This is a genomic window from Pseudarthrobacter sp. HLT1-7, from assembly GCF_059383435.1.
On record NZ_JBWZCH010000003.1, the window covers coordinates 154,388 to 180,556 of the forward strand.

The window sequence follows — 26,169 nt, forward strand, 5'->3', positions numbered from 1 at the left end:
GGGCGCAATGCCTGACAAATCTCCGCACCGGCACCAGGCCAAAAAACCGGTGAAGACCATCAAGGAAAAACGGGCCGAGAAGAAGACCAAGAACGTCGCGGAAACGCATGCGGACCCTGTGGCGCATATCAAGAAGCGCTGAGCGTTCGCTGCACGGCAACGGGGCCGAGCGGTCACGGTGCTGAGCGGCACCGCAAGGACTGTTTGACACGCCAAAAAGGCCGGAAGCATCAGCTTCCGGCCTTTTTGTACTGGGTGTAGCTTGTACTGCGTCAAACTTATACGGGGTGGAGCTCCGTTTCCGGCGCTCCCATGTGGAGATGGGGGGAATTGAACCCCCGTCCGATGTCGTGTTGTCAGGGCTTCTCCGGGCGCAGTTCGCATCGGATTTTCTCGGCCCCTGCCATGCTGCGAACAGCTGGCTGATCCGGGCCCAGTCACCTAAGAGTCCCGTTCACCCCGGTGGCGGAGGTAAACAGCAGTGGCTATCTAAATGACGCCAGGATCCGGGGCAATAGCAACCTCGGGCTGACGGACTGTCTTACTGCTTAGGCAGCGAGAGCGAAGTCAGTGCGTTTTGATTCGGCACTTATTGGTTTGCAGACAGCGTTTACGAGATAATTCTGCATCCTCGGCCCGCTTCACCTGTCGCGACTAACATCGTCGAAACCGATCATCCCCGTATTTTTTTGTCAAACCGGCCAGGAACCAAGAGGTTCCTTCCCGGACTACTAAGCATAGCGCACACCTGCCCGGAATCATTCCCGCGGCGGGACCATTTTACAGTCCGGTGAGGTTCCGGCCCTGCGTCAGCGGCGGTTGCGTTCGCGCATGACCCGCAGGGCCTCGCGCTTGTCCTGCTGCTCGCGCAGCGTCTGGCGCTTGTCGTATTCCTTCTTGCCGCGCGCGACGCCGATCTCCACCTTCGCGCGTCCGTCCACGAAATACAGCTGGAGCGGAACGATGGTGAAGCCGGACTCGCGGATCTTGTGCGAGATCTTGATGAGCTCGTCGCGGTGCAGCAGCAGTTTACGACGACGGCGGGCAGCATGGTTGGTCCAGCTCCCCTGGTGGTACTCAGGGATGTGGATGCCCTCCATCCACAGCTCGTCGTTGTAGAAGGTACAGAAGCCGTCCACCATGGAGGCATGCCCCTCGCGGAGTGACTTCACTTCGGTACCCATCAGCGCGATCCCGGCCTCATAGGTGTCCAGGACGTGGTAGTCGTGCCGGGCCTTGCGGTTGGTGGCCACTACCTTACGGCCACTTTCTTTCGGCACGGTGGAACTCCTTGGATCGAGTGGTGGCTGGCGGAATGGCTGTTCCCAGCCGCCAGGGGGTCCGCAGCCGGTACGGCACGGAGCTTCCAGTTTACGGCAGAGCATCTCCGCAACCGGAAAGCTTACGCTCCCGGCAGATCAGAGCAGGTTTATCGGGTCCGCAGCCTGGCCGTTAAGCCAGGTCTCGAAGTGCGAGTGGCAGCCCGTGGAGTTACCCGTCGAGCCGACATAGGCAATCAGCTGGCCCTGGCTGACCTGCTGGCCCGAAGACACTGCGACGCTGGCGTTGTGGTAGAAGATCGTGGTCAGCGAGTTGCCCTGGACCACGCCGTGGGAGATCTTGACGTTGTTGCCGCCGCCGTCGCCCGCCCAGCCGGCCGAGTAGACGGTGCCCGCCGCCGGGGCGTACACGGGGGTGCCGCAGCCCGCGCCGAAGTCGATGCCGGTGTGCATGTAGCCACCCTTACCGTAAAAGTCGATGGTTCCCGGCGGCGTCGCGCGCCAGCCGAAGCCCGAGGTGATGCGGGCGCCGGGGAGCGGGCTGCGCAGGCCGAAGGCCGACGGCGCTCCGGGGGGCGCCGGGATGTAGGGAGCCGGTTTGGCCTGGTTCTGGCCCTGGGCGCGGGCGGCTGCGGCAGCCGCGGCCGCAGCGGCCTCGGCGATGCGGCGCTGTTCGGCCTCGTAGGCCTCACGCAGTTTGCGGTCCCGTTCGACGATTTCCGCGGCGACGGCGTCCTGCTGTGATTTGACCTGGGAAAGCTGGGTCTGGATGCCGGGCTTGGCGGCCTGCAGTTCCGCGTCGAGCCGGCTGGTGTCGGCAATGAGCTTGTCCACCTGAGCCTTCTTGGCCTCGGCCTCGTCGCGGGCGGCTTTCTCACGTGCCAGCGCGGCGTCGGCCTTGGCCTTGAGATCTTTGATCTCGGCTTCCACCGCTTCGAGGCGGGCCTGCGAGTTGACGTTGGTGGCGTTCTGCTGGGTGAGTTTATCCATCGCAGAGTTCTGGCTGCGCATCGCCTGGTCGGCCAGGTCGATTGTGTCCGTCAGGCTGCCGCCCTGGTTCGAGCCGAAGAACAGGGACAGGTTGGACGGCACGCCGCCGGATTTGTATGCCTGGGTGGCGATCTGCCCGATCAGCTTCCTGGTATCGGAGATCTTCTGCTTGTCCGTCTCGAGCTGCTCAGTGATCTTGGCTTTGTTCTGCTGCGCCAGGTCCACCCGGGCGGCCAGGGCTTCGACTTCCTTCACCGCGCCGGCCACGCGGCCCTGGGCTTCGAGAAGCGACTGCTGCGCGCCGGGAAGCTGGCCCTGAAAGAGCACCAGATCCGACGCGGCCTGGGCGATTCTGGAGTCGACGAACTCGAGGGACTGCTGGACGCGCGATGCTTCGTCCCGGAGCGCGGCCTGCTGGTCCTCAAGGTTTTCGGCGAATGCCACCGGAGTCGAGGCACCCATACCGGCGGCGAGGACCAGCACCAGCGCGGCGCCGATCAGGCGGCTGCGGCGGCGGAAAGAGCCGGCGCCGGCCTGCCCTGGCAGAGACGTCCGGCGAACCTTCGCTGTCATGAGCATTCCCTTTTCGTTGCGCAAGTTAGACCCTCAAATATCGGCGGAGGGTCAGGAGTGATGATGCCCCGGCCAAGAGTACACCCAGGCCGATCAGCGCCGGTGCCAGGATCAGCGTCTGGGCTGCGGAGATGAAGGCGGTGTCCGGGTATTGCTGGGACAGGTAGCCGCCGAGGAAGAAGTGCGCCACGGCCCACAGCGTGCCCGAGGCGAGGGCGGCACCGATGACCGCCGCAATCACGCCCTCCAGGATGAAGGGAAGCTGGATGACCATTTTCGAGGCTCCCACGAGGCGCATGATCCCCGTTTCCCGCCGCCGGCTGAATGCCGACAGCCTGATGGTGGTCGCAATCAGGAGGATCGCGCAGACGATCATCACGCCGGCGACGCTCACGGCCACGAGGGACGCGGCATTCATGACCGAGAAGAGGCGTTCGAGGAGCTGGCGCTGGTCAATCACGGTCTCCACGCCGGCCTGCGAGGAGAACGTCTCGCTGATGATCTGGTACTTCTCCGGGTCCTTCATGTTGATCCGGAAGGACGCCGGGAGCTGGTCCGCGCTCACCGAGTCGACAATCGGGGAATTGGAGAACTGGTCCTTGAAATGCTTGTAGGCATCGTCTTTGGACTCAAACTGGAAGTCGTTGACGTACTGGGCTACCGAGGGGGACTCCAGCAGTTTGCGCAGGTTGTCCTGCTGTTCGTCCGTGGACGGGCCGGCGGCGCAGCCGGGCGCCGTCGAGCCGTCGCTGCAGAGGAAGATGGCCACCTGGACCTTGTCGTACCAGTACCCCTTCATCTGGTTGATCTGCAGTTGCAGCATGCCGGCGGCGCCGACAAAGGTCAGGGATACGAAGGTCACGAGGATGACGGAAACCACCATGGACAGGTTGCGGCGCAGGCCGCTGCCGATTTCGGCGAGGATGAACTGGAGCCTCACAGCTGGACCTCCCCTGCGATGCGTGCCGCTGCGCGTGAATCCGCGCGCGCCTCGCTGCGGCTGGAGACAGCCGGTGCGGGGGCTGGTTCAAGTTCCCGGCCGCTGGCGTCCCGGAGGCGCCGTGACTGGCCCACCACCGGAATCATGGACGTGTAGAGGGCCTTGGCCTCGTCCCGGATCACCACGCCGTTGCGCAGTTCCACGACGCGCTTGCGCATCTCGTTGACGATGTCGTCGTCGTGGGTGGCCATCACCACGGTGGTGCCGTTCTGGTTGATCTTGTCCAGCACACCCATAATGCCCATCGAGGTGGTGGGGTCCAGGTTTCCGGTGGGCTCATCGGCCAGCAGGATGCCGGGGCGGTTGACGACGGCGCGGGCGATCGCCACGCGCTGCTGCTCACCGCCGGAGAGCTCGTGCGGCAGGCGGCTTTCCTTGCCTTCGAGGCCCACCGTCTTGAGGACCTCAGGAACGGTGTCGCGGATGACACTGCGGCTCTTGCCGATGACCTGCATGGCGAACGCGACGTTGGCGAACACGGTTTTCTGCGGCAGCAGCCGGAAGTCCTGGAAGACGACGCCGATTCCCCGGCGGAGCCTGGGGACGCGCCAGCTGGAAATGTTCGCGACGTTCTGGCCGGCCACGTAGACGGCGCCCGAGGATGCGCGGTCCTCCTTGAGGACCAGGCGCAGGAACGTGGACTTACCGGAGCCGGACGCGCCGACGAGGAAGGCGAATTCGCCACGGTCGATCTCAAGGTTGATCGAATCCAGCGCCGGACGCGCCGTCTGGTCATAGACCTTGCTGACATTTTCGAAACGGATCATGGCCCTAAGTACCCTGCAGGACGCGGCTGGTGCAGCACGGTTCTGCTGCCGGGGCGCGGGCTTTCTAGTGGGGGAAGTAGAGCTCCGGCTTCTCGACTATACGCACGGGACCCTGCGGATCGGCTGGAGTGCGGGGGCGTGTTGCCCGATTAGATGGGAGGGACGGGAGTGACGCAAGAGGCGGATGGGCAGCGCCGGGCCCGGGATACCTACTTTTCCGCGTTGCGGTTGTCGGTCCGCCAGCGGATGCCGGCGTCGATGAAGTCGTCGATCTCGCCGTCGAACACGGCGGAGGTGTTCCCCACCTCGTGTTCTGTGCGGAGGTCCTTGACCATCTGGTACGGGTTGAGCACGTAGGAACGCATCTGGTCGCCCCAGGAGGCCTTGACGTCGCCGGCGAAGGCCTTCTTCTCCGCGTTTTCCTGCTCTTTCTTGAGCAGCAGCAGCCGGGACTGGAGCACGCGCAGGGCGGCGGCGCGGTTTTGCAGCTGGGACTTCTCGTTCTGCATGGAGACCACTGTGCCGGTGGGAAGGTGGGTCAGGCGCACGGCGGAGTCCGTGGTGTTGACCGACTGGCCGCCAGGACCGGAGGAGCGGAATACGTCAACGCGGATCTCGTTATCCGGGATGTCGATGGAGTCCGTCTGTTCGATCAGCGGGATCACTTCGACGGCGGCGAAGGAGGTCTGGCGGCGGCCCTGATTGTCGAAGGGGCTGATCCGGACCAGGCGGTGAGTGCCGGCCTCGACACTCAACGTGCCATAGGCGTAGGGCGCCTTGACCTCGAAGGTGGCGGACTTCAGCCCGGCTTCTTCGGCGTAGGAGGTGTCCATGATGGTGGTCGGGTAGCCGTGGCGTTCGGCCCACCGCAGGTACATCCGCAGCAGCATGTCGGCGAAGTCCGCCGCGTCCACGCCGCCGGCGCCCGCGCGGATGGTGACCACGGCCTCGCGCTCGTCGAACTCGCCGGAGAGCAGCGTCACCACCTCAAGATCCGTCAGGGCCTTGCGGATGGATTCCAGCTCGGTGGCGGCTTCCCCCATGGACGCGGCGTCGTCCTCGTCCTGGCCCAGCTCCACGAGAACCTCAAGGTCGTCGATCCGCGATACGAGCGAGTCCAGGCGTGCGAGCTCGGACTGGCGGTGCGAGAGCCTCGAGGTGATCACCTGGGCGGCGGCGGGATCGTCCCAGAGATTGGGTTCGCCGGCCCGCTCGCTCAGTTCGGCGATGTCTTCCTTCAGAGCCTCCACATTCGAAACGTTCTCGATGGAGGTGTAGGTGGCGCGGAGCTCGCGGATTTCTGCGGGAAAATCAATGTTTGCCATGGTTTTTTAAGCCTACGCTATCCCCGCTGGCCGCCCCGACTCGGTCGCGGGCGGGTCTTCCCGGCCGCGCTACCGGCCGCGCTACCGAGCGCGGGCTTAGCCGGTGAGCCGGCTTAGCGGGTGAGCCGGGAACGCGCCGTCGAACTCGCCTCAATCCTGATGCCGTCGGGGACCAGAAAGTTGACCACAGGCGGGTGGACCGCGGCGCTCAGCACCACCACAGCGGTGGAACCGTCCGGGCTGCCCGTTGCCGGTGCGACTGCGAGGCCGTTGAACCGGGAGAAGGCTCCGTTGCGGTCCAGGTAGTCGCCGGCCGCGCTCCGGACGCGTCCGCCGTCCAGGACGGCGGTGGGGCTGCCGGCGGCGGTCTTGAGCTGTCCGAGGGTGAAACTGTCCGCCGCTGCCACCGAGGCGCCGTCGGCGAGCGAGAGCAGCTTCTTGTGCTCGATATAGACGCTGGAGGCGGCCGTGACCACGGTCGCGACGAGCAGGGCGAGCAGGACATAGCCGATGATGAGCACCGTCAGCTGACCGCCTTCCCTGCCGCCACTGGATTCCGGATCCTGGCCGCTCGTCAGCCGGTGCCACCGGTCCTGCGCCGCCGCGGGGTTCATCTGAAGCGTCCCACCAGCTGGGTGGCGGAGGCGCTGAGCTGGCCGGCGTTGAGGTGGAGGGCATCGCTGAACGGCACGAACGGCAGTGGCACGGTGAGGTGGACGGTGACGGTGACCGCCGAGCCGGCGGCCAGGCAGTCCGCCGGTGCACAGTCCGTATCCACCCTGGCGTTTTCCGCCGGGTGCCCGTAGTCGGCGAGCGCCAGGAGGACCGCCTGCTCGGCCGCGGCCCTGCCACTCGCCGCGTCCGGCTGCGCAACAAAGACCTTCGCCGCCTGGTCCGCGGCGCCCACCACCGCGAAGGAGCCGCCCTGGAGCTGCCCCACCGTGATGATGAAGTAAACCAGCGGGACCATGAGCAGCAGTGTCAAGAAGGTGAACTCGACGACGGCGCTCCCCCGTTCGGAACCATAGCCGTCGTCCGCTTGGCAGAGACTGTTCAGGGTTTCACGGCTGGATCGCTGCATGCCCCTTCACCTCCAGTATCCCCCGGGGGCCGATCAGCCCGATGACCGGCAGCGGGGCACGGACCGTCACCTCCAGGGTGCGGATTCCCTGGAAGCTGGTTTCGCTCGTGGTCACGTCCCTGGCAAAGTCCTGGTTGAGTGCCACGCCGATCAGCTGGGCGGTCCTGTCCCGGGCATCCGCCGAACCGCGGTCCGCCAGCGTGCCGTATCTGGCTCCCGAGGCTGCGGCGTCGATCAGGGTATTACGGACGTGGAGAGCCAAAGTGAGTTGGATGATGGCGAGAAAAAAGAGGGTCAGCAGACCGCCCACCAGGACAAAGTCCACCACGGCAGAGCCTCGCTCCTCGGCTCTGCCGGGGGTGTGGAGGACGCCGGCCCTGCGCACCCGCTACTGCCCCACCTTGTCCATGGCCTGGTTGAAGAGTGCTTCGAGCGCCGGGCCCGCGAGTGCAAGGAGTGCAGCGACCAGCACCGCCGACATCAGGGTGATCATCACCCAGCCCGGGACATCGCCGCGCTCCCGTTGGTCCCCGGGAGCGGCCGGCCGCCTGCTCCTCCGCGCCTGGACAGCTGCAGGCCGCCGGAGCAGCAGGCCGGACGTCCAGAACAACAATGCCGTGCGGATCCCGATGCTTTTCACTGTGTCCCCTTTTTCATGGTGCCCCGTTTTTCATGGCGTCCCCCTTTGTGGGTGGTTCGAGGTCTGGTCCTGATTCTGTGGATGCTGCGGTTCTTCTGCAGTACGTCTGCTTCTGTCCTGCTCCTAAAGGCCCAGACTGATGGCGGCCAGTCCCGGGAAAACGGCAAACACGACCGTCAGCGGCAGCACTCCGAACACGAGCGGGACCATCATTCCGATTTCCTTTTTTCCGGCCGACTCCATGAGTTCGCGCTTGGCTGTGTCCCTGACGTCCTGGGCCTGGGCTCTCAACACATCGGCAAGGGGTGTCCCGCGTTCCACCGCCACGATCAGCCCGTCCACGAAGCGGAGCAGCGGACCAAGGTCGGTCCTTGCCGAGAACTCCTGCAGGGCCTCCACGAGGGGCTTGCCTGCCCGGGTCTCGGCGAGGACCCGGGTGAATTCCTTTGACAGCTCTCCCCTGGCACTGCGGCATACCCGGTCCAGGGCTCCGGTGGCGCTCTCCCCGGCGCTGACGGCAAGGGCCATCAGTTCTGCGATGCTGGGGAACTCCGCCATCATGCGGGACTCGCGCTTCCGGATCAGGGCGCCCAGCAGATAGTCCCGCAGCAGGAAGCCGCCGGCGGCGCCGCCGAGGACGCCCACAACAGCAACGACGGGGCTGAATCGTCCGGCGGCGCCGAAGAGCATCGCTGCACCGACTGCCGCCATAAAGCCCCCAACACCCCAGAGAAGCTGCTCTGCCCGGAAGTCCACCGACGACTTGCTGCTCCCGGCCCTGGCCAAGCGGCGGTTCAACGCCGGGGCGCCGAGGTTGATCCTGCCCAACAACGAGACCGCGTCGCGGACAACGGGACGGAGGGTCCGTTCAAGCGGCCCGAACGGTGTGACGTTTCGCGGAGCCGTGCGCAGCAGCCGGGATTCCAGATTGTGGGACTTGAGCTGCGGCCCGATGCGCTCGGCGAAGGTGGTGGGCCGCATGAACGGCAGCCTCACCAGCAGCAGCCAGAGTCCGCCGCCCAGAACCACGCCGCAGACCGCGGCGCTCGCCATCAGCCCGGTCACCGGAGCACCCGTTCGTCTTCCGGGAGCGCTCCGATGCGCAGCATGATGGCGTACGAGACGAGGGAGACCGCGAGACCACCGAGAAGGACGCCGGCCCCGACCGGAGTGTTGTACGCGGCCACAGCTTCGGGCCGGCTCGCCAGCAGCACCAGGACGATCCATGGTGCAGCCACCGCGAGCCGGGCGGCGTTGACCGTCCACGACTGCCTGGCCTCGAGCTCACTCCGGGTCCGGGCGCTGTCCCGCAGGAACTCCGCCAGGGTGCCCAGCAACCGGCCAAGGTCCGACCCGCCCACCTCACGCGTCAGGCGGAGCGCCTCGACGATCCTGTCGGCCACGGGATCAGCCAGCCGGTCCTTGAGCCTGTTCAGGCAGGGATCGAACTGGCCACCCGATCGGTAGTCGGAGCCGAAGTCGCGGAATACGTGGCGGAGCTCCGCCGGGCCCTTGTCCCCCAACTGGATCAGGGCTTCCGGCAGCGACAGACCCGCCCTGATGGCGGAGCGAAGGTGATCGACGACGTCGGGCCAGAGCAGGCGCAGGACGGCGGTGCGCTTTCGGGCGCGCCACTTTACTATTGCCATCGGGAGCCAGCCGCCAAATAGCCCAAAACACCCCGCGATCGGCCATGACCGGGTCACGGCGAAGAACACGACGGTGGTGAATGCCCCCGCGCCGAGGCAGCTGGCCAGCAGGCCGGGGCCGCTGACCTTTTCGATCCCGGCCCGCCGCAGCAGGTCTTCCACCCTGCTCGTTCTGGGGTGGGGTTTCACCGGCTTGGGTTGTTCCCAGGCCGACCACCAGATCAGCAGGAGTCCGGCACCGCCCAGCATGCCAAGGAGCGGCGCCATCAGCGCTGCTCCAGTAGTGCGGATACGTCGTAGCCCGAGCGCGCAAATTTCTCGGCCGCCGGCACGGAGTTGGCTCTTGGCTCCAGCTGGCCGTCAGCCAGGGCGAAGACCATGGAGGATTCGATGATGCCGTTCTCCACCCTGCGGCCCAGAGACAGGATCTCGGTCACCTGCCTGCGGCCGTTGGCGTGCCGGCTGCAGTGGACTACGAGGTCGATGCAGGAGGCGACCGTGGGGACCACGAACGCACTTGCGTTTACCGTCAAGGCACTACCTAAAAAGTAGTGCCCCGGCAGGCTAGTAACCTCCGGGGCGTGACAATCAAGGACTAGTTGATTGTGAGCCCAGCATACCGGCTGGCACCCACATTTTGCGAGGCCGTCGAGCGTCACAGCGCGTTCCAGCCTCCTAGCGCAAACACAGTGAGTGCGCGGTTATCTCCACCGAACGCCTAGAACCGCCTAGGCGAGATCCCCGTTAGCTGCGGGCGTCCAGGCCACACCACAGACACGGCCCTAACCGGGGCGGGTCTACTCGTTGTGGGCGAATGACGCAGAGCGGAGACGGGGGCGGCGGGCTTTTTTGGGGAAGGGGATTCGTCCGGGGGAACTATCTCCCTTGGGAGTCCTATATCAGTGAAGGGGACCACGATGGACCTGCAGCAAATGAAATCGACGTTCGCCGGAAAGCACGTGAAGTTCACGGGCATGTTCAATAATGCGGACGGGCTCACCGGTAAAGTCTGGCGGGTCACCAACGGCGGCGTGTGGGTCACGCTCCCGGATGGTTCCCGCCAGCAATGGCACCCGGAAGACATCACGGTTGTCCCGGCTCCCAATGTCCGTGCCCCGCGCTAGGCTCACCGCGTCCGCTGGGGACGCAACCGCACAACAGCACCAACAGTCAATCCACCACAACAGAACGGTCTCCACCATGAACAGCACCGCTACCCTCTCCCCCATCGTCTGCGCCACCTGGTGCGAATCCGGCGCCGGCCACGCCGATGTAACCCACACTGATGACCAGATCTGCTTCGGTGAGTCACTGGAGATCCAGTTGCCCGCGACGGATACGGGCGCACCGGACACGCTTGAGCTTTACCAGGCGCAGGCTGCCGGCGGGCCCGTCGAGGTGCGCCTCTCCCACAACGGCGGCGCTGGCCCGGCGCTGGCACTGGGCGACGTCGAACAGCTCCGGGATGAGCTGACGGCCATCCTGACGGCGCACAGGGCGGACACGCTGATAAGCGCCTAGACGCGGCTGTTGACCAGCAACGCGACATGGCCTTGATGCACCCGCATGGGCCACAGCAGCCATATCCTGATTCAGCACACGTCACTTCACACAGGGGGATAAATTGAAAGCACGAATCATTGGGACCATAGCTTTACTTCCGCTTATGCTCGCCGGTTGCGGCGGGACGGCGCAGAGCACCGCGACGGCGCCGTCCGTTGAGCCCGCGGCCGGAGGTTCCGCAAGCGCAGCACCCTCCCCGAGCGCATCCGCAGCTGAGGCGAAGTCGCCGCGTGGCAATATCGTCAAGGTTCCGGGCCAGGGGGCTTCCGTCACGGACAAGAATGAAACCGTGGCTAGCTTCGTCATCAACTCCGTTCAGATCGATCCGGCGTGCACCAACACGTCGGCCATGCCCTCTAAGAACGGGCATTTCATTGTGCTCGATGTATCGATGGAGACAACGCCTGCACTAGCGCAGTCGGTCAATCCTCAGTTCGGTCTCGCGGGCTATGGCTGGAAGGCGATCGCAGACAACGGGACCACCTTCAACGGTGACCTCGGCACCTTTGAGTCATTCATGTGCCTGCCGGAGGCTGAACGCTTCCCGTCGGCTCTCGGTCCGGCAGAAAAGGCAACCGGAAAGATTGTCCTAGACGTGCCAACTCCAACGGGCGTTCTGGTCCACAAGCAGGGCTTCATGGCCGCCGGCTGGGAATGGGCATACCCGGCAAAGTAGTCAGTGACAGAGAGCCCCCGCCAACATGCATAGTTGGCGGGGGCTCTCTGCGTCGCGCCAGTGTGCACGCCACGCCGTGCGGCCAGTGAGGACTACCGTCAGGCGGGGGTCTCCATCTTCAGCAGGCGGTACATGCTGGAGACGCTGACCTTCGCGGCGTCCGCGATCTCCTGCGGGCTCATGTCCCCGGCGGCGTGCCACCGCTTGATGTCGGCAACCTTCTTGGCGTCGTACTTCTTGGGGCGGCCGCCGAGGCGGCCGCGGGCCCGTGCTGATGCGAGGCCGGCGCTGGTGCGTTCCCGGATGAGTTCCCGCTCGAACGTGGCGAGGCTGGCAAAGATGTTGAACACGAGCTCACCGTTTATGGTGCTGGTGTCGATGCCCTCATGGATTGAGCGGAAGATGATGCCGCGTTCCTTGAGCTGGGCAACGAGGGTCACGAGGTGCTGCATGGAACGGCCGAGGCGGTCCAGGCGCCAGACAAGCAGGGTGTCACCCTTGCGGAGGTAGTCCAGCATCTTGTCCAGCTCCGGGCGTTCGGTCTTGGCCCCGCTAACCCCGTGGTCCGTGAAGACCCTCACGGCGCCGGCCTTTTCGAGTGCGTCGAGCTGCAGATCCGTATTCTGGTCGGCGGTGCTAACCCGAGAGTATCCAACGATGCTGCCCATCATGTCCCCATTCCTAAAAACTCATCCGCGGCTCTTGGTATTGAGAATAGCTTACGGCATGAGTTTTGGCAATACTGGGAGTGCCTAGAACACAGCGAAGTTGCGAGTTGCGGGAACGGCTTCGATGGTTCCCGGCAATCGTTCGTTTTTGGCAAGGCGGCCGGACACGACAAAGCCCGCCGTCATAAAGGGGGGATCACGACGGCGGGCCGGTCACTGCCGATAATACGCCGGGCAGGTGCGCTTAGCGCGGTCACTGGGATGCAGCGCGGAACAGCGCGGTGCGAACGGTTCGGACGCCCGGCGCTTTTTGGGGTTCGGACCGTCCGAAGGCAGACGGCGAGAAGCGCCCGCCGGTTCAACCACCTGGCGGGCGCTTCTATGGCCCAACGCGCACCTGCGCCCGATTTCCCCCTTCGACCGGTCGAACCTACACAGCAAAGGGGCCCCGCCGGTTTGACCACTAGCGGGGCCCAATGCGTGCACGTGCGCGTAAGGGAATGACCGGTCAAAACCTAGTGCGTTGCGGCGGCCCTGAGCGCTTGTTCTGCGCCTTCGAGGTATGCGCGGCCTTGCTTGCTTGAGTCAAGCTCTCCCGTGTCCAGCTCCGCGATAACTGCGGCCAGGCTGTCGGCGGTGCGTTCCAGTTCTACGGCGTCCATGTCTACCCTCCTGCGATCGAGTATGCCAGCGGTTCCGGTTCGACGGCAGGAGCGTCCGCTGACGGCACGTTGGGCAACACCGTGCGGGCCGGGAGGGGTTCCCGGCCCTCCAGTGCCCTGAGGCGGTTCTCCTGGTCCCGTACGACGTCCAGCAGGGCCACGGGCAGCAGGTCGTACCGTAGACCGTCGATCTTGCCGTCAAACCAGATGACAAGCTCCGGGAAGTGCTCCGCTACCTGCTCGGCAATGAGTCCGTACTCGTCGGCGCCGCCGCCGACGCGGTCATAGATGACGGGCTGCAGCGCCAGGACGTTAGCGGGGTCCGTGTTGTGGGCCCGGACGTTTTCCTTGTACTGAATGGATGAGGTGTTGCGTCCGAAGTGGAAGCCGCCGTCATTGCCCACCCAGACCTGATAGAACGATGTGCCGGCGACGTTGTTGGTCCAGCCGTACTGCGACCCGTCAGCCTGGGCCGCGTGGGAGGCCTCCGCCGCGTTTGTAGCGTTCGCCACCGCGGACGTGACGTCTGTCCCGGCGTGCTGGTGGGTGGCCGGCGGGTAGGTCGCTGGCTTGCCGGACACGGTTGCCCACGTCGTTGCCTGCGCTCCTAGCTGTACCCATGTAGTGCCCACGAGGACCTCGACGCCGTACTGGCCGGGCGCGGAATTGTCGAGCGGCCCGAACCGTGCGACGGGGGTTGTGCCGGCGGCGTCGAAGACCTCGAACACTCCAGACTCGTCCATCGAGACGCCGATTGTCCCGTCGGGCCGGAGGGAGTTGATGAAGCCTTGCACGTCGATCCCACCCTTGCGGGGGAGGACTCCCATAGGCCCGAACGGGTTGGCGGCTCTAAGTTCCCGCAGTTCGCCTTCCAGTTCGGCGAACTTGCGCCCGATCCAGGCTTCGTCGTTGGGATTTCTGAATGCTCCGGGATTGACCATGTGGTCCTGCTTTCTGTGTGGGGTGGCGGGCCGCCGTGGCTTGAACTCACGGCGGCCAGCCGGTCTATGGGGTGGGAGGGCTCACGCCCCGGTGCATGGGGTGCTCTACGAGCCCGCGGGCGAAAGGCTGAGCCGGGCACCCTCCTGCGCGTAGTGCGCATTCAGTGCGGCCGTGATCGGGTCAACCGACGTCGACCCTGCAGCCTTGACCGCAAGGTGCGTGGCGGTCTGCTCGATGCCGGCCGCAACGACGTCGGCGTCCAGGGCCTCCGCAATGGTCGCGGCTGCCGTTCCACCAAGGACCTCCGCCCAGCGGGACTGAATGGACCGCCGCAACTGGGAAGCATCCGGCGCCTGCCATTCCCCCGCGCCCAATCCTGTCGATCGGGCCGCCGCGGACTGAGCGGCCATCCATGACGGTCCCCACTCGGCCAGGGCCTCCAATTGCTCGGGCGTTGCCTGGGCGACTACCTGATGCAGCGGGATTCCGGCGTCAAGGATCATCTTCACGCGCTCCCATCCGTCGCGGGTGCTGCCCTCGGCCTTGGGGATGAGCCGGGCGGCGTCGCGCTTAGCAATGTTGACGTTGGCGTCGAAAGCGGATTTGAGTTCAACCAGCTTCGCGCCGGCCGTGTCCTGGGCGCCCTTCACCAAGGATGCACGCTTTGCGGTGAGGCCGTCCGGGGTCAGGTGAGGGTCCGCGTGGGACTGGGCGGCCGCGACGGCGGTGTTCAAGTCGCGGTTGAGCTGCTCGATCTGGGCGGCAATATCGTTGAAACGGGCCATTATGTATCTCCTAGAGTCTGGGGAAGGTGGGGGTTAGGATGCGCGGTAGCCGGGCTGACCGGCAATGCTGTCCGGGTGCGGCACGTACCCGCTGCAGGCGAGGTCGTGGGCGAACGACTCGCCCGCGGTGCGGCGCTCGCACACTTCACAGGGCGTCTCGGCGTGGTCCTGCGTGACGTTCCGGTTGATGAAGTCCGGAATCTGGCCGGCGGCGTGGTTGTGGTCGTACTCGGCGAGGTGGCGGGTGTGGATCTCGTTGGGGGTCTCGTCGGACTTCGGGGCGGGGATGTTGTACTTCATGGGGTTCTCTTTCTGGTGGGTGTTGTAAATGGGTTGCGGCGTGGCGGTCATCGTCGGCGCCGGGTCATGCTCCGGATGATGTCCTGGACTTCTTCGCGGGTGTCACGTGCGGTACGCAAGGGCTCGATGCCGGTGATGCCGGGCTCATCCTCGACCGGCTGCAACCTCCGCGAGATATCGAAGTCCGCCAGGCTCCGGAGTATTTCGGGTACCGGCTGCCCGCGGCGCTCCTTGTCGGCAATGAGGCGCCCCATCTTGGCTCTCACCTTCGCCAGTTCGGCGGCGGCCGCCCGGCGGTGCTTGTTATCGACCCGGCGTTTCTTCCGCGCCGCGCCCTCCCGCAAGGAGTCCCCTGCCGCGAGGGCCCAACGCTGTTCTACGGCGTCCGCAGTCCCCGAAGGTGCGAGGATGCGGGCCAGAGCCTTGATGGCGTCCACAGACGGCCTACGCCTGCCCTGCTCCAGGCGTGAAATGTGGGTTGTGCCTATCCCGCACAATTTCCCCAGCCGCTCCTGGGTCAAGCCGGCGGCCTTCCGCATGGCCCGGACGTCCTTACCGAACGCCTGCAGGTGCTCGCGCTCGACTTCACCCACGAGGCCCCTAGTGTCCGTGTTTCCGTTCAGAATGGGCCTAACGGGTGCGGGTGCGCGGGACCCATCGAAACCGTTTCCATGCGTACGGGCGTCCGAACGTTCGGACGCAGAATCAGGCCTAACGGGCCCGCCCGCGCTTTTGGCATTCGTACCGTACGAACGTACGCGCTCGGTGCTGGTCATTTGTGGTCCTTCCGGTTCGGGCAGGTGGTTTCGTGTGCGAGGTCCGCACTCCATCCGTGGGATGAGTCGACGGTGGTCGTTTCGATCGGTACGCATTGCTGGCATTGGCTGGGGCGGATGTACGTCATGCTGCGGCCTGGGCTGCGTTGCAGGTGAAGCAGGCGGCGGGCTGCGGCACCCGGTGGAGTGCACACTTCGCGCCGTCGGTCTTGGCGGTCTCGTCAGTCCCGTCGGTTACTTTCAGGGGTGCCATGCCCATCCGACGCCACACGTTTTCGAGGTTGGCCCGGAAGTATCCGCGCTTGGAATCTCCCTGCCTGGTGGAGTGGAGTTTGAACGCGGTAACGAGCATCCGGCCGAGCCGCTGGGCGTTCAGTTCCTTGCCGTAACTGCTGGCCTGTCCCCACATAGCAGGGTTGTGCTGAATCAGTCGCTGGATGAGCACGGCGGACGGCGTGAAGGCGTCTCCGCTCTCCCATACGTCCCTTACGTCTTTCAGTAGGACCACCGCCGGGGGCAGGTGGTTGATTCCGTCTTCCTTGTCCATCTCTGCCTCCACAATGTCTCGTTTGATGAGTTCATCGGCAACGGCGGTCCAGTGCCCTCCTGCCGCTGCTGCGACCCGCTTTATGGGGTTCCAGCGTTCCTTGATGCGGCCGATGCATCCGGCCGGGAGTTCGGGGCGTACGGTACGGACGAACTCCCTTGATTCGTCTGCGGCCTCCGTCAGGCGCCGGCCGAGATCCTGGGCCTCTTCCTCGATCTCTTCCCAGTCGGAAGACTCCACCCGGCCCTCAAGGTCAGGCATGAGCAACACGCGGATGCAGCGTGACCGGGTATCGTCCGGGAGTGCCGGCGCGTTGCCTGCCATTGCTACCGGCGAGAATGTGGACATCTCGCTAACGTCCCATTCCCCGCCCTTGCCGGGCACGAGCACGGGGCGGGTAGCGCCGCGCTTGTATCCGGAGTTGAGAACCGCGATGAGGTCTTCAACGCCGGGCTTCTTCGGGTCAAGTGACCTGTCTACTTCATCAATGAGGATTGTCCGCATGGACTTGTTCAGCATCCGGGTAAGAAGTGCCGGCGATGAGAGCGAGGCCGCCTGTATCGGGTTCATGCACAGCCGTGAAAGGTGCTCGAGTACGGTCGTCTTCCCTGAGCCCGGCATGGATGAGTCCAGGATGAGACGCGGCGTGGTGTACGTCTCGAATGCAACGTGTGTGTGCGCTGCCCAGAGGGTGAGTAGGTCCAGGTCCAGATCATCCATGACGCAGACAAAGCGGGCGAGCCATGCCCTCACGTCGGTTAGTACCCTCTCAAGTGAACCGACGGGACTGACGTAACCGGCTGAATCGACGGTTTCGGACTCCGTAAACCAACCGACGGGAGTGACGGAAGCGACAGCACCGACGGGGGTTAGGCCAGCTTGCGCCAGTTCAGCATCTGTGAGCGGTGCGAACGTGCCGTTCATCGTCGGCCGCCCATCGAAACGTAGGCCGAGCCCGGCGCGGCCCGTGCAAGGAGAATGTCCATGAATGCGATTGTGCGGCGGATTGTGGTCCGGACGTCGGGCGCGTCTGCCATGAACTCAGTCATCTCGTCATCCGTCACTGTGCACGACCGGTATCTACCGGGACCAAGCGACACAAGACGACGTCAGCATCATGCCCGGCTTCAATGGCGCGGTCTACGGCTCGCTGGGCACTGCTAAGAGTCAGGAATACGCGGCGGCGGTTGGTGCCGTGCAACGTGCTGACCACGGCGACGTATGCGCCCACAACATGAAGCGCTGCACCCGTGAAATTGTCCGCGGTACCGTGTACGCTGGTGATATCTCCACTAGAGATTTTGATAACCGTCTGGTCTGCAGCCAGGCGGTTTTCGTTTGCCCGATTCATGAAGCACCACCTCTCGCGGGGCGGAGAATCACGGCGATGCGGTCCAGTTGGGCCGACGTGAGCGGCGGGAGTCCCGCAATGACCCGGCTTGCATAAGCCGCAATGGCTGGATTGGTGGCGGCGTATGTGCGGCTATCTCGTGCGGCCGGCGCTGTTTGCGTACACTTCAAGTGTTCCTCCTGCTCTCATGTAGGTGGATCTCCGGACGGTATGAGCTGTGACTTTGGCGAGTTGGCTCATACCGTCTGTGTTTGTCTGGGCGGCTGTTTGGTGTCTACGCATGGGCGTGATCTCCGAACACCCGGGCGGCGGTTGCCCAGTTGATGCGCAGGCTCCTTGGCCCCACGCGTACCGCCGGCAGCGTTCCCTCCGCTACCCGTTTACGAATGACCCACGCGGAAGTGTTGTAGCGCTCGGCCACTTGCCGGGCGGTTCCATACTCTTGCTGTGTCATGTTTCCTCCTAGTGCTCTTGCTGCCTATATGCCCCAGAGTACGTGTGATTTTGAGTGCAAGAACCGCATTTTGCACGCTGCGGAATCACTAGGAATCCAGGGCGAGATGCTCGGGTTACAGTCGCCTACAGTGGCTTACAGTCCCCTAGAGTCGCGGGCGCCGGAAAACTTTTCTAAAGATTCCTTATTGTCGGGCGGTGCGTTTGCAAGTGTTACGCATTGGGCATGGGCCATCGCCATAAACGGTCCTTTGATGGGTGCCTGAAAGCGGCCGCGACGTCGGCGGCGGTTCCGCGGGTTTCCGGGGTTGTCAGATTCCCGGAAGTCTTCCAACAATCAAAGCGCCAAAACGGGCACCGGGTAATGAGTTGATGGGAACGGCGGTCAGTCCTGGCCCTTGGCTTTGAACCTCACGCGCTCCGGATCGAACCGCCGCGGGGCGCTGATGCCCACCGGGTCAACACGGATCGTGAACATGGAGTCGATGACGGCACGGCGCTGTTCGATGTCCGCGGCGTCCCACCATGCCCTGACGGTCTCCGGAGTGCCGGAATGTAGGGCGGCAAGGCTGGAGCGCTGCAAGGCCGCGAGACGGTCCCCTGCCGCTGTCAGCAATGCGCCTACCCGGGCCGTGATGGTTTCGAGCTGCCGGGCGGTGATGGCGCCGTCCGCGTAGCTGTTGGCCGCTTCGTCCAGGCGGGCCCGCAATGCTTCGGATTCGCCCTGCAGTTGCTCCACGCTCTCGGCCGCGTCAGCACCGATCGTGAAGTGCTTACCGGCGTCCGGGTGGGATAGCTGCCCGATGACCACCTGCTCCACGAGATCCTCAAGCGGCTCCATTGTCTGGAAAACGTGGCCGGGCCCCGACGTCGGGCACTTGTAGTAGTGCTCGGCCTTGATATCGCGGCGGCCGGCCCTCCCGCGGCTTGATGATTTCATGGCGGCCCCGCACGCGCCGCACCGCACGATGCCGGACAGCAGGTGGCGGACACGGCTTGATGTGTTGGTGCGCCGCTCCGGGTTCTCCATGACGGACTTCACCGCGTAATACTCATCTTCCGTGATGATCGGCGGGAACACTGATTGCCCGATGACCTCGCCCTTGTAGATGGACAGCCCCGCGTTGCGTGCCCTGAACACGAGGTTCCGCAGGCTGGTGCTGGTCCACACCTGCCCGCGCCTGGTTTTGATGCCGCGGCGGTTCAAGTCGTCGACCACGCTGCCGATGCTGCGGCCGGTGAGTATCGCCGTCGTTGCCTTGCGGATCTCGGCGGCGTCGGCCTCCACGATGACGGGGTGACCGTCCACCATGTGCCAGCCGAACGGCACGGGCCCTCCGCTGAACTTCCCCGCTTTGGCAAGCTCCAGCTTCTTACGGGTGATTCTGTCGCTCTTGTGCTCCGACTCGTACCGGGCCCATGCGCCTAGTGTGCGGGCCACGGCGCGGCCGGATGGGGTGCTGAGGTCTATCTCCCCGGCCTTGACTGTCTGCGTGGTGACGCCGTGGGCCTCCGAGACGTCGATGTACGTCTCAAGCTCTCGGGGCGAACGGTGCAGCCGGTCCGTGTGCCATGTCAGGACGCCAGCGATGGTCCCGGATCTCATGCGCTCCAGCAGCTCGGCGTAGGCTTTGCGCTGGGCGCCGCTGTAAGCGCTGACGTCGTTGTCCACGAGCACACCCACGACTTCCCAGCCGAGGCGTTCAGCGAGGGCCCTGCAGTCCTGTTCCTGGCGTGCCACGCCGAGGCCGGCGCCCGTCTTGTCGGACGAGATGCGGGCGTAGATGGCGGCGCGGGGCGCGGGAGCGGCGGTCATGCTTTGAGTCTAGGCGTGTCGGTAGGTATTTGACATTGCCCGCACTGGAGATGTTCTCGCCGGCCAGCAGGGGCAGCGTGCAGATCTTGGTCACCGCGTCATGGGCCGAGTTTGCGTGGACGCTGCACATCCCTGGCAGCCCGGAATTTAGGGCGATGAGCATGTCGAGGCTTTCGGCTTCCCGGACTTCGCCCACCACCAACCGGTCGGGCCTCATCCGCAGCGCTTCCTTGACGAGCCTGCGCAAGGGAATCTCGCCCTCACCTTCGAGATTCGGCTGCCGGCATTGCAGTCCGACGACGTCGCGCAGCGGGAACTGAAGCTCGAAGATCTCCTCGACCGTAATGACGCGCTCCCGCGTGCCGATGCTGGCGGCAAGGCAGTTCAGCATGGTGGTCTTCCCTGCCTGCGTCGCCCCGGACACGAGGATGTTCAGACCGCTGGCCACGGCCGCCCCGAGGAACCGCGCCGCATGCGGGGTCAGTGTGCCGAGCTCCACGAGGTGCTCCAGCCGGCTGGCCTTGACCACGAACTTGCGGATGTTGATGGCCCAGTGCTTTCTAGTGACGTCCGGGATGACGACATGGAGGCGGGAACCATCAGGCAGTGCTGCATCCACGAAGGGGGACGACATGTCGAGGCGGCGCCCGGAGCTCTTGAGCATCCGCTCCACGAGGTCCTTGACGTGCTGCTCGGTCAGCGATACCGAGGTGAGCTCCGATTCGCCGTTGCGCGCCACATAGATCTCGTTCGGTGCGTTGAGCCAAATCTCCTCGATGGCGGGGTCGTCCAGCAGCGGCTGCAGGGCCCCGAACCCCGCCACGGCATCGAAGACAAATCTCCGGGCGGTCTCCAGCGGTCCGATGGGAGGGAGGGGCGCCAACAAGGCGCGTTCGTCATAGTCTGTGACTGCCGCCTCGACGAGGCGCCGCACCTCGCCGGCCTGCCGGAGCGGGTCCAGGCCGCGTCGCCGGATCAGCTCGCGGACCTCGTCCTCGACAATGCGCACAGCCTCCACAATGGCCCCCAATATGACTGCCGCCCTGTCCCCCGGGCGGTGCAATTGGGTTAAAGCTATGGGTGACGACCCGGCCAGACAAGGGTCTGTTCGGTTGTATGTGGAAAACTTTCCGCATTTTCGCAACAATTTTCACACAGGTAACACTGGAAGCTCTGTCTTCAGACTTTCGCCCCGTATATGGTTGGCGCGACAAGTCAGACATTCTCGAGTCCCGGACAGCCTTGCATTGCTCGGTCCCGGACGCGGGATCACCATGACACTGCCATGAGCGTGTTGTTCCGGAGCGGAAAATGAAGCGGACCCTACTTCCCCCCAATAGCCACCGCGGCAGCCGAGTTGGGGCCGTGCTCCTTGCCGTCTCGCTCATTGCAGGGCCCGGGCTGGCGACTCCGGCTGCCGCCGTCGAGCCGTCCCCGACGGCCACAGCGGCACCGGCCACAGCGGCACCGGCCACAGCCGCCCCGGCGACAGCGGCACCGACGACAATGAGCCCTACCACAGCGGCCCAGAGCCCCGGCGCCGCAGCCCCGGCAGAGGCGTCAATGCCCCAACCGACGACGTCACCCAGCAGCCTTCCTACCCCTGCGGTCAGAGACTCGCCGGGTTATCGCGCGGCTATGTCGAAGGCCACGAGCTCCGGTGGAGCCGAGATGGGACAGGGATCGCGCGCTCCGGGCACATTGCTCGACGAAGGACAAAGAGCGATGACCGAGGCGTTGACCACAGAAAGTACCTGGATGCCAACCTTTGGTGTTCAGGGCCTGGACGTCAGCGTCTACCAGGCCAGCGTCGATTGGGCGCATCAGTGGAACCTAGGCGCACGATTCGCCTACATCAAGGCCACCGAGGGCAACTACTACACGAACAAAGCGTTCGGAGCCCAGTACCAGGGCTCCAAAGCCGTCGGCATGATCCGCGGCGCGTACCACTACGCCAATCCCGCAGCGTCCTCCGGTGCCGACCAGGCGCGGATCTTCGTTCAGGGCGGCGGGGGCTGGAGCGCCGACAGCTTCACGCTTCCTCCCGTGCTCGACTTTGAGGGAAATCCGTATGCCGGCCAGACCATTGGTGGCTACTACCAAGGCAACACCTGCTACGACATGTCACCCAGCCAGCTGACGTCGTGGGCCCACGACTTCGGCAAAACCATGCAGGCTCTGACCGGCCGGCTGCCAGTCCTGTACACCACCACGTCGTGGTGGAACTACTGCGTTGGTGGCCCTTCCGGTTTCGGCCCCTGGCCACTGTGGATCGCACGCTTTCCCGGTTCACCCAGCGACAGTCCGGGAACCCTGCCGTCCAGCTGGGGCAACTACAGTTTCTGGCAGTACAGCGAGAAGGGCCCTTTTGCCAACGGCGGCGATTCCAACGTCTGGAATGGCGATTACGCCAGCCTCCAGCGCTTCGCCATGGGCACTCCCCCACCCGCGCCCACTGATAAGACCCGCCGGCTGTTGTCGCCCGGCGATTTCGACGGCGACGGTCACATCGACCAAATCCAGCGCCGGGCCGACGGCGAGCTTTGGTTCTACCCCGGCAACGGCACCGGACAGTATCTCGCGGGTCGGCGCATCGGTGCCGGCTGGGGAATCTATGACCGGATCATCGGCATCGGTGACTACAACTCCGATGGGAAAAACGACCTCGTCGCGCGGAAACTGGACGGATCGCTCTGGTTCTATGCGGGCACCGGAAGGGTGTCGGCTTCCAATGAGGGTTACCGCGCCGTCGTCAGGATTGGTGAGTTCGGTTGGGACGCCTTCGACAGCCTCCTCGGCGTCCGGGATTTCGACGGCGACGGCAAGGTAGATCTGGCGGCCCGCACACCGGACGGCAGCCTCTACCTCTACTCGGGGACCGGTGCCGGCCAGACCGGAACCGCGCGCAAAATCGACTACGGCTGGCAGATCTTTGACCGGCTCATCGCCGTTCAGGACTTCGACGGGGACGGCACGAACGATCTCGCCGGCCGGCGAAGCGACGGAACACTGTGGCTCTACTCCAACACCGGCCGCGCGGTACTGGTCAACGGTCGCCAGATCGGTGCGGGCTGGGGCATCTACGAGGACATCCTCGGGACTGGGGACAGCAACGGAGACCGGATGGCGGACTTCGTGGCAAGCACACCCACCGGGGCGGTCTATTTCTACGCAGGAACTGCAATGAGGGACCAGGGCTACCAGGGAGCTCGCAAAATCGGGGAGTACGGCTGGGGTGCCTTCAACGCCCTCGTGGCAATCCAAGACTTCAACGGTGATGGAAAAGGCGATCTCCTGGCCCGGAAACCCGACGGAACCCTGTGGTTCTATCCCGGCAACGGGTCAGGAGCCTATGGAAACCCGAAAAAGATCGGCGACTACGGCTGGGATGCCTTTGATTCCTTCGCCGGTGCAGGCGACTTCAATGGCGACGGCAAGAGCGATCTCCTGGCCCGGAAATCGGACGGAACCCTGTGGTTGTACCCCGGAACCGGGCGTGTAGATGCGGCAAGTAACGGGTATGCGGGTGCCAAAAAAATTGGCGCGTTTGGCTGGGAGGCTTTCGACACGATCACAGGGGTCGGGGATCTGAACGGCGATGGCAAGAACGACCTTCTGGCCAAGCACTCCAACGGCTCCTTGTGGCTCTACAAGGGGACGGGAAAAGTCGATGCGGCAAACAACAGCTTCCAGGATGCTGTGAAGGTCGGAGAGTACGGCTGGGAGGCTTTCGATCAGCTCCTTGGGGCCGGTGACGTCAACGCCGACGGCAGGAACGATCTTCTTGCACGCAAGCCCGACGGCACACTCTGGCTGTACCCCGGAAACGGCAGTGGCAAGCCCGGATCAGCGATTCGGATCGGAACTGGCTGGAATGTCTATGACAAGCTTCTCAACGGCTGGAACCTCAACAGCGACGGCCACCCGGATCTTGTCGCACGGCGGCCGGACGGCTCCCTCTGGGCGTACTCCGGAACCGGCATGAAGCCCAATGAGGGTTATCTGGCCCGCACTCTCGCAATGGTTCTCTGAGCAGCCGTTGCCTCGGGGCACCGGAACGCGGTGACCCGAGGCTGAGCGGAAGTGCCGCCCGGACTGACTTAGACTACATAGAGTTATGACCTGAGGCAGACCCGTGAGCAGCAGGTCCGTTGCCCGCCATCCCCTGAGGAGCCCGCACCTTGAAGCACGCCATCACGCGGCCCGCCGCCCTTGGCATCGAGTCCATTCCGACGACAGATCCAGCCGCTCATCCTGTCCCTCGCGTAGTGCCTTCCGCCAGCGATCGGGAACGCCGTGCACCCGTCGGACTGGGCAAGCCATGACACCTACGGACGCGACGGCGGCGAAAAAGCCCCGGGGGCTGCTGGGGAAATTCTTTGGCCACAGCGCCGTCCGCTACCTGATTGTGGGCGGGCTCTCGTTCGCCGTCGATTTCGGCCTCCTCGTTCTTCTTCGCGAGCTATTCCGCTGGGAAGTCGGGCTGGCCAGTGCCACCGCTTTTCTCGCTAGCCTCGGGTTCAATTTCCTGATGCAGCGAAAGTTTTCGTTCGACTCCGCGCACCGGACCCACGTCAGCATGATCCGCTACGGACTGCTGGTAGTTGCCAATACCCTGGCCACGGTGCTCATTGTGCAGTGGCTGACGCCAACCGTCGTAGGGTATATGGGCGGCAAGGTCATCTCCACAGCTGCCATGACGGTCTGGAACTACTTCCTCTACCAGCATTGGGTGTTTGGGAAGAGAGCGACCCATCACGGCACCCAGGAACACAAGCACCTGCAGGCTGACGACGTCGAGTCGACGTCGGCCGGCGAACCGCAAAGTACGCTGCCGGAGTCGGCCCAGGAACCACGGCACAACGAGTAACTCCCGGACTGGAATCCAGTCCGGGAGTTACTCAGTTCTAAAGACGCGGCGCTATACGGCGCTTCGCAGGTACTCCGCGAGCCGCTGCGAGGCGTCGGCAGGGGCAAATCCTGTCGCCTTAATCTTCTCCAGCTCCAGGACACTGTTGAGCGGCCGTGGCGCCGCTGATTTCCCCCGGAAGTAGTCTTCGGTGGAGACCCCCGTGACGTCCTCCCGCGCAGCGCCCACCAGCTCAAAGACCTCTGCTGCGACGTCGGCCCACGACTGGGGCTTGCCGTCGTTGGTCACGTTGTAAATGCCGAAAGGAGCCTTGACCTGTAGGAGGTGCTTGATGCCCGCGGCAAGGTCCCCGGCGAAGGTCAACCGGCCGATCTGGTCATCGACCACCGCCGGGGTGATCCCCTTCGCCGCCAGTGACGCCATAGTGCGGACAAAGTTCCCGCCGTCACCGATAACCCAGCTCGTACGGACGATGTAGTGGCGCGGCACCGCGCCGACGGCGGCGTCCCCCGCGGCCTTCGTCTGGCCGTAGACGCCCAGGGGCGCCGCCCCCTCGTCCTCACTGTGGCTCTTCATGGATCCGTCGAAGACGTAGTCACTCGAGACGTGCACAAGCACGAGCCCGTAGCGCGCGGAAATCCTTGACAGTTCGGCCACGGCAGCCACATTGAGGGCCCACGCGGTGCGGCGTCCCACCTCCGTTTCCGCTTCGTCAACCGCTGTGTAGGCCGCCGCGTTAATGATGGTGGAGTACCGCCGCCAGTTCCGGCTCGTGAACGAAGCAGGATCGGCCACGTCGAATTCGCTGCGGTCGGCGAACTCCACGCTGGTATCGCCGGCGTACGCAGCCCGCAGTGCTTTGCCCAACTGTCCCCCGGCCCCCAGCACCAGCGTGCGCCTCGGTGTCATCGGAACGACGTCCTTTAACCTCGGGTGCGCCTTGTCCTTGTCGGACAACTCTGCCCGGTCCAGGGGAACGGGCCAGGGAATGCTGACGCTTTCGTCAGCGAGGTTGAGGAAGGTGTATTCCGCATCCGCGGACCAGTGATCATTGACCAGATAAACGTAAGACGTGTCGTCTTCGAGGGTTTGGTATGAGTTGGCGACTCCCCGCGGAATGAAAATCGCCTTGCCCGCGTCCAGTTCGGCAGTGAAGACGGCGCCGAAGGTCGGGCCCTCCCGCAAGTCCACCCATGCACCGAAGATGCGCCCGCAGGCCACCGAGACGAATTTGTCCCAGGGCTCGGCATGGATACCGCGGGTGGTCCCCGCCTTGTCGTTGAACGAGATATTGTTCTGGACCGGCCCGAAATCGGGGAGTCCGGCGGCCAGCATTCTTTCGCGCTGCCAGTTCTCCTTGAACCAGCCGCGGTTGTCCCCGTGGATCGGAAGGTCAAAGAGGAGAACCCCCGGGATTGGGGTCTCCGTTACAGAGAGCTTCTTATGAAACTCCAT

28 protein-coding genes, 1 other RNA gene and 1 pseudogene are annotated in these 26,169 nt (G+C 64.6%); 6 read left to right on the plus strand and 24 right to left on the minus strand.

Features of this window, described 5'->3' with window-relative positions; all coding sequences use genetic code 11:
- Nucleotides 1-7 precede the first annotated feature (7 nt).
- Nucleotides 8-142: a hypothetical protein gene (locus tag AC50X6_RS04390; RefSeq protein ID WP_326967381.1), complete on the plus strand. Its 135-nt coding sequence runs from the start codon at nt 8-10 to the stop codon at nt 140-142.
- Between the two features lie 170 nt (nt 143-312).
- Here the strand turns inward: AC50X6_RS04390 and ssrA are convergent.
- From ssrA to AC50X6_RS04455, 13 genes and pseudogenes are all read right to left on the minus strand, one after another.
- Nucleotides 313-681: a transfer-messenger RNA gene (gene ssrA / locus AC50X6_RS04395) on the minus strand.
- Between the two features lie 128 nt (nt 682-809).
- Nucleotides 810-1,280 (minus strand): SsrA-binding protein SmpB, encoded by a 471-nt coding sequence (smpB, locus tag AC50X6_RS04400; protein ID WP_326967382.1) that lies wholly within the window; start codon nt 1,278-1,280, stop codon nt 810-812.
- A 138-nt stretch (nt 1,281-1,418) separates the two neighbouring features.
- A complete protein-coding gene (locus AC50X6_RS04405; protein WP_494965146.1) occupies nt 1,419-2,849 on the minus strand; it encodes a peptidoglycan DD-metalloendopeptidase family protein in 1,431 nt (476 codons plus the stop codon).
- Between the two features lie 19 nt (nt 2,850-2,868).
- Nucleotides 2,869-3,783 carry a permease-like cell division protein FtsX gene (ftsX, locus tag AC50X6_RS04410; RefSeq protein WP_326967383.1) on the minus strand — a complete coding sequence of 305 codons (915 nt, stop codon included), beginning with the start codon at nt 3,781-3,783 and terminating at the stop codon, nt 2,869-2,871.
- Nucleotides 3,780-4,610, minus strand: coding sequence for a cell division ATP-binding protein FtsE (ftsE, locus tag AC50X6_RS04415; RefSeq protein ID WP_494965047.1), 831 nt, complete (start codon nt 4,608-4,610; stop codon nt 3,780-3,782). The genes ftsX and ftsE overlap by 4 nt, the downstream gene beginning before the upstream one ends.
- A 209-nt stretch (nt 4,611-4,819) precedes the next feature.
- On the minus strand, nt 4,820-5,935 hold the full coding sequence (gene prfB / locus AC50X6_RS04420; RefSeq protein ID WP_326967385.1) for a peptide chain release factor 2: 1,116 nt from the start codon (nt 5,933-5,935) through the stop codon (nt 4,820-4,822).
- 113 nt (nt 5,936-6,048) lie between these two features.
- Nucleotides 6,049-6,549, minus strand: coding sequence for a pilus assembly protein TadG-related protein (locus tag AC50X6_RS04425; protein WP_494965048.1), 501 nt, complete (start codon nt 6,547-6,549; stop codon nt 6,049-6,051).
- Nucleotides 6,546-7,016 (minus strand): hypothetical protein, encoded by a 471-nt coding sequence (locus AC50X6_RS04430; RefSeq protein WP_494965049.1) that lies wholly within the window; start codon nt 7,014-7,016, stop codon nt 6,546-6,548. Before AC50X6_RS04430 ends, AC50X6_RS04425 begins: the two co-directional genes overlap by 4 nt.
- A complete protein-coding gene (locus AC50X6_RS04435; RefSeq protein ID WP_494965147.1) occupies nt 6,997-7,341 on the minus strand; it encodes a TadE family protein in 345 nt (114 codons plus the stop codon). Before AC50X6_RS04435 ends, AC50X6_RS04430 begins: the two co-directional genes overlap by 20 nt.
- A gap of 63 nt (nt 7,342-7,404) precedes the next feature.
- Nucleotides 7,405-7,656 carry a hypothetical protein gene (locus tag AC50X6_RS04440; protein ID WP_494965050.1) on the minus strand — a complete coding sequence of 84 codons (252 nt, stop codon included), beginning with the start codon at nt 7,654-7,656 and terminating at the stop codon, nt 7,405-7,407.
- 123 nt (nt 7,657-7,779) lie between these two features.
- Nucleotides 7,780-8,721: a type II secretion system F family protein gene (locus tag AC50X6_RS04445; protein WP_494965051.1), complete on the minus strand. Its 942-nt coding sequence runs from the start codon at nt 8,719-8,721 to the stop codon at nt 7,780-7,782.
- Entirely contained in the window at nt 8,718-9,572 is an 855-nt protein-coding gene (locus AC50X6_RS04450) for a type II secretion system F family protein (RefSeq protein WP_494965052.1), read from the minus strand. Before AC50X6_RS04450 ends, AC50X6_RS04445 begins: the two co-directional genes overlap by 4 nt.
- Nucleotides 9,572-9,826, minus strand: a pseudogene (locus AC50X6_RS04455) (CpaF family protein); the annotation flags it as partial. The pseudogene AC50X6_RS04455 and the gene AC50X6_RS04450, both read right to left, overlap by 1 nt.
- A gap of 396 nt (nt 9,827-10,222) precedes the next feature.
- Between AC50X6_RS04455 and AC50X6_RS04460 the strand changes: the two are divergent.
- The 3 genes from AC50X6_RS04460 (at nt 10,223) to AC50X6_RS04470 (ending at nt 11,544) form a co-directional block, all read left to right on the plus strand.
- The gene (locus AC50X6_RS04460; RefSeq protein ID WP_494965053.1) at nt 10,223-10,429 is read left to right on the plus strand and encodes a hypothetical protein; all 207 of its coding nucleotides are present in this window, start codon (nt 10,223-10,225) and stop codon (nt 10,427-10,429) included.
- Nucleotides 10,430-10,505: 76 nt separating this feature from the next.
- The gene (locus AC50X6_RS04465; RefSeq protein ID WP_494965054.1) at nt 10,506-10,826 is read left to right on the plus strand and encodes a hypothetical protein; all 321 of its coding nucleotides are present in this window, start codon (nt 10,506-10,508) and stop codon (nt 10,824-10,826) included.
- A 331-nt stretch (nt 10,827-11,157) separates the two neighbouring features.
- Nucleotides 11,158-11,544 carry a DUF4352 domain-containing protein gene (locus AC50X6_RS04470; protein ID WP_494965055.1) on the plus strand — a complete coding sequence of 129 codons (387 nt, stop codon included), beginning with the start codon at nt 11,158-11,160 and terminating at the stop codon, nt 11,542-11,544.
- A 98-nt stretch (nt 11,545-11,642) separates the two neighbouring features.
- Here AC50X6_RS04470 and AC50X6_RS04475 read toward each other — a convergent pair whose 3' ends face one another.
- The 10 genes from AC50X6_RS04475 to AC50X6_RS04520 form a co-directional block, all read right to left on the minus strand.
- A complete protein-coding gene (locus AC50X6_RS04475) occupies nt 11,643-12,215 on the minus strand; it encodes a recombinase family protein (RefSeq protein WP_494965056.1) in 573 nt (190 codons plus the stop codon).
- A gap of 512 nt (nt 12,216-12,727) precedes the next feature.
- Complete coding sequence (locus tag AC50X6_RS04480) at nt 12,728-12,874, minus strand: hypothetical protein (RefSeq protein ID WP_494965057.1); 147 nt, start codon at nt 12,872-12,874, stop codon at nt 12,728-12,730.
- Nucleotides 12,875-12,876: 2 nt separating this feature from the next.
- Nucleotides 12,877-13,815 carry a tail fiber domain-containing protein gene (locus AC50X6_RS04485; protein WP_494965058.1) on the minus strand — a complete coding sequence of 313 codons (939 nt, stop codon included), beginning with the start codon at nt 13,813-13,815 and terminating at the stop codon, nt 12,877-12,879.
- Between the two features lie 105 nt (nt 13,816-13,920).
- Nucleotides 13,921-14,601 (minus strand): hypothetical protein, encoded by a 681-nt coding sequence (locus tag AC50X6_RS04490; protein WP_494965059.1) that lies wholly within the window; start codon nt 14,599-14,601, stop codon nt 13,921-13,923.
- A gap of 33 nt (nt 14,602-14,634) precedes the next feature.
- Nucleotides 14,635-14,901 carry a hypothetical protein gene (locus AC50X6_RS04495; protein ID WP_494965060.1) on the minus strand — a complete coding sequence of 89 codons (267 nt, stop codon included), beginning with the start codon at nt 14,899-14,901 and terminating at the stop codon, nt 14,635-14,637.
- A gap of 47 nt (nt 14,902-14,948) precedes the next feature.
- Nucleotides 14,949-15,494, minus strand: coding sequence for a helix-turn-helix domain-containing protein (locus AC50X6_RS04500; RefSeq protein ID WP_494965061.1), 546 nt, complete (start codon nt 15,492-15,494; stop codon nt 14,949-14,951).
- A 307-nt stretch (nt 15,495-15,801) separates the two neighbouring features.
- Nucleotides 15,802-16,944 (minus strand): DUF3631 domain-containing protein, encoded by a 1,143-nt coding sequence (locus AC50X6_RS04505; protein WP_494965062.1) that lies wholly within the window; start codon nt 16,942-16,944, stop codon nt 15,802-15,804.
- Between the two features lie 905 nt (nt 16,945-17,849).
- The gene (locus tag AC50X6_RS04510) at nt 17,850-18,029 is read right to left on the minus strand and encodes a hypothetical protein (protein ID WP_354169759.1); all 180 of its coding nucleotides are present in this window, start codon (nt 18,027-18,029) and stop codon (nt 17,850-17,852) included.
- Between the two features lie 384 nt (nt 18,030-18,413).
- Entirely contained in the window at nt 18,414-19,844 is a 1,431-nt protein-coding gene (locus tag AC50X6_RS04515; protein ID WP_494965063.1) for a recombinase family protein, read from the minus strand.
- Nucleotides 19,732-20,862, minus strand: coding sequence for a TadA family conjugal transfer-associated ATPase (locus AC50X6_RS04520; RefSeq protein ID WP_494965064.1), 1,131 nt, complete (start codon nt 20,860-20,862; stop codon nt 19,732-19,734). The genes AC50X6_RS04515 and AC50X6_RS04520 overlap by 113 nt, the downstream gene beginning before the upstream one ends.
- Before the next feature lie 740 nt (nt 20,863-21,602).
- Here AC50X6_RS04520 and AC50X6_RS04525 point away from each other — a divergent pair.
- Both AC50X6_RS04525 and AC50X6_RS04530 read left to right on the plus strand, forming a co-directional pair.
- Nucleotides 21,603-23,876 (plus strand): GH25 family lysozyme, encoded by a 2,274-nt coding sequence (locus AC50X6_RS04525; RefSeq protein WP_494965065.1) that lies wholly within the window; start codon nt 21,603-21,605, stop codon nt 23,874-23,876.
- A gap of 289 nt (nt 23,877-24,165) precedes the next feature.
- Complete coding sequence (locus AC50X6_RS04530; protein ID WP_494965066.1) at nt 24,166-24,714, plus strand: GtrA family protein; 549 nt, start codon at nt 24,166-24,168, stop codon at nt 24,712-24,714.
- Between the two features lie 51 nt (nt 24,715-24,765).
- On the opposite strand, the gene AC50X6_RS04535 is transcribed toward AC50X6_RS04530, so the two are convergent.
- Entirely contained in the window at nt 24,766-26,169 is a 1,404-nt protein-coding gene (locus AC50X6_RS04535; RefSeq protein ID WP_494965067.1) for a sugar nucleotide-binding protein, read from the minus strand.

What these genes read in the sequence shown, in the direction of transcription:
- AC50X6_RS04475 (WP_494965056.1), bottom strand. Translation starts at nt 12,215, where the DNA reads ATGATGGGCAGCATCGTTGGATACTCTCGGGTTAGCACCGCCGACCAG.
- AC50X6_RS04450 (WP_494965052.1), bottom strand. Translation starts at nt 9,572, where the DNA reads ATGGCGCCGCTCCTTGGCATGCTGGGCGGTGCCGGACTCCTGCTGATC.
- AC50X6_RS04510 (WP_354169759.1), bottom strand. Translation starts at nt 18,029, where the DNA reads ATGACACAGCAAGAGTATGGAACCGCCCGGCAAGTGGCCGAGCGCTAC.
- prfB (WP_326967385.1), bottom strand. Translation starts at nt 5,935, where the DNA reads ATGGCAAACATTGATTTTCCCGCAGAAATCCGCGAGCTCCGCGCCACC.
- AC50X6_RS04535 (WP_494965067.1), bottom strand. Translation starts at nt 26,169, where the DNA reads ATGGAGTTTCATAAGAAGCTCTCTGTAACGGAGACCCCAATCCCGGGG.
- AC50X6_RS04465 (WP_494965054.1), top strand. Translation starts at nt 10,506, where the DNA reads ATGAACAGCACCGCTACCCTCTCCCCCATCGTCTGCGCCACCTGGTGC.
- AC50X6_RS04530 (WP_494965066.1), top strand. Translation starts at nt 24,166, where the DNA reads ATGACACCTACGGACGCGACGGCGGCGAAAAAGCCCCGGGGGCTGCTG.
- AC50X6_RS04390 (WP_326967381.1), top strand. Translation starts at nt 8, where the DNA reads ATGCCTGACAAATCTCCGCACCGGCACCAGGCCAAAAAACCGGTGAAG.
- AC50X6_RS04495 (WP_494965060.1), bottom strand. Translation starts at nt 14,901, where the DNA reads ATGAAGTACAACATCCCCGCCCCGAAGTCCGACGAGACCCCCAACGAG.
- AC50X6_RS04405 (WP_494965146.1), bottom strand. Translation starts at nt 2,849, where the DNA reads ATGCTCATGACAGCGAAGGTTCGCCGGACGTCTCTGCCAGGGCAGGCC.
- AC50X6_RS04485 (WP_494965058.1), bottom strand. Translation starts at nt 13,815, where the DNA reads ATGGTCAATCCCGGAGCATTCAGAAATCCCAACGACGAAGCCTGGATC.
- AC50X6_RS04525 (WP_494965065.1), top strand. Translation starts at nt 21,603, where the DNA reads ATGCCAACCTTTGGTGTTCAGGGCCTGGACGTCAGCGTCTACCAGGCC.
- AC50X6_RS04480 (WP_494965057.1), bottom strand. Translation starts at nt 12,874, where the DNA reads ATGGACGCCGTAGAACTGGAACGCACCGCCGACAGCCTGGCCGCAGTT.
- AC50X6_RS04515 (WP_494965063.1), bottom strand. Translation starts at nt 19,844, where the DNA reads ATGACCGCCGCTCCCGCGCCCCGCGCCGCCATCTACGCCCGCATCTCG.
- ftsE (WP_494965047.1), bottom strand. Translation starts at nt 4,610, where the DNA reads ATGATCCGTTTCGAAAATGTCAGCAAGGTCTATGACCAGACGGCGCGT.
- AC50X6_RS04505 (WP_494965062.1), bottom strand. Translation starts at nt 16,944, where the DNA reads ATGGATGATCTGGACCTGGACCTACTCACCCTCTGGGCAGCGCACACA.
- AC50X6_RS04425 (WP_494965048.1), bottom strand. Translation starts at nt 6,549, where the DNA reads ATGAACCCCGCGGCGGCGCAGGACCGGTGGCACCGGCTGACGAGCGGC.
- AC50X6_RS04490 (WP_494965059.1), bottom strand. Translation starts at nt 14,601, where the DNA reads ATGGCCCGTTTCAACGATATTGCCGCCCAGATCGAGCAGCTCAACCGC.
- AC50X6_RS04430 (WP_494965049.1), bottom strand. Translation starts at nt 7,016, where the DNA reads ATGCAGCGATCCAGCCGTGAAACCCTGAACAGTCTCTGCCAAGCGGAC.
- AC50X6_RS04460 (WP_494965053.1), top strand. Translation starts at nt 10,223, where the DNA reads ATGGACCTGCAGCAAATGAAATCGACGTTCGCCGGAAAGCACGTGAAG.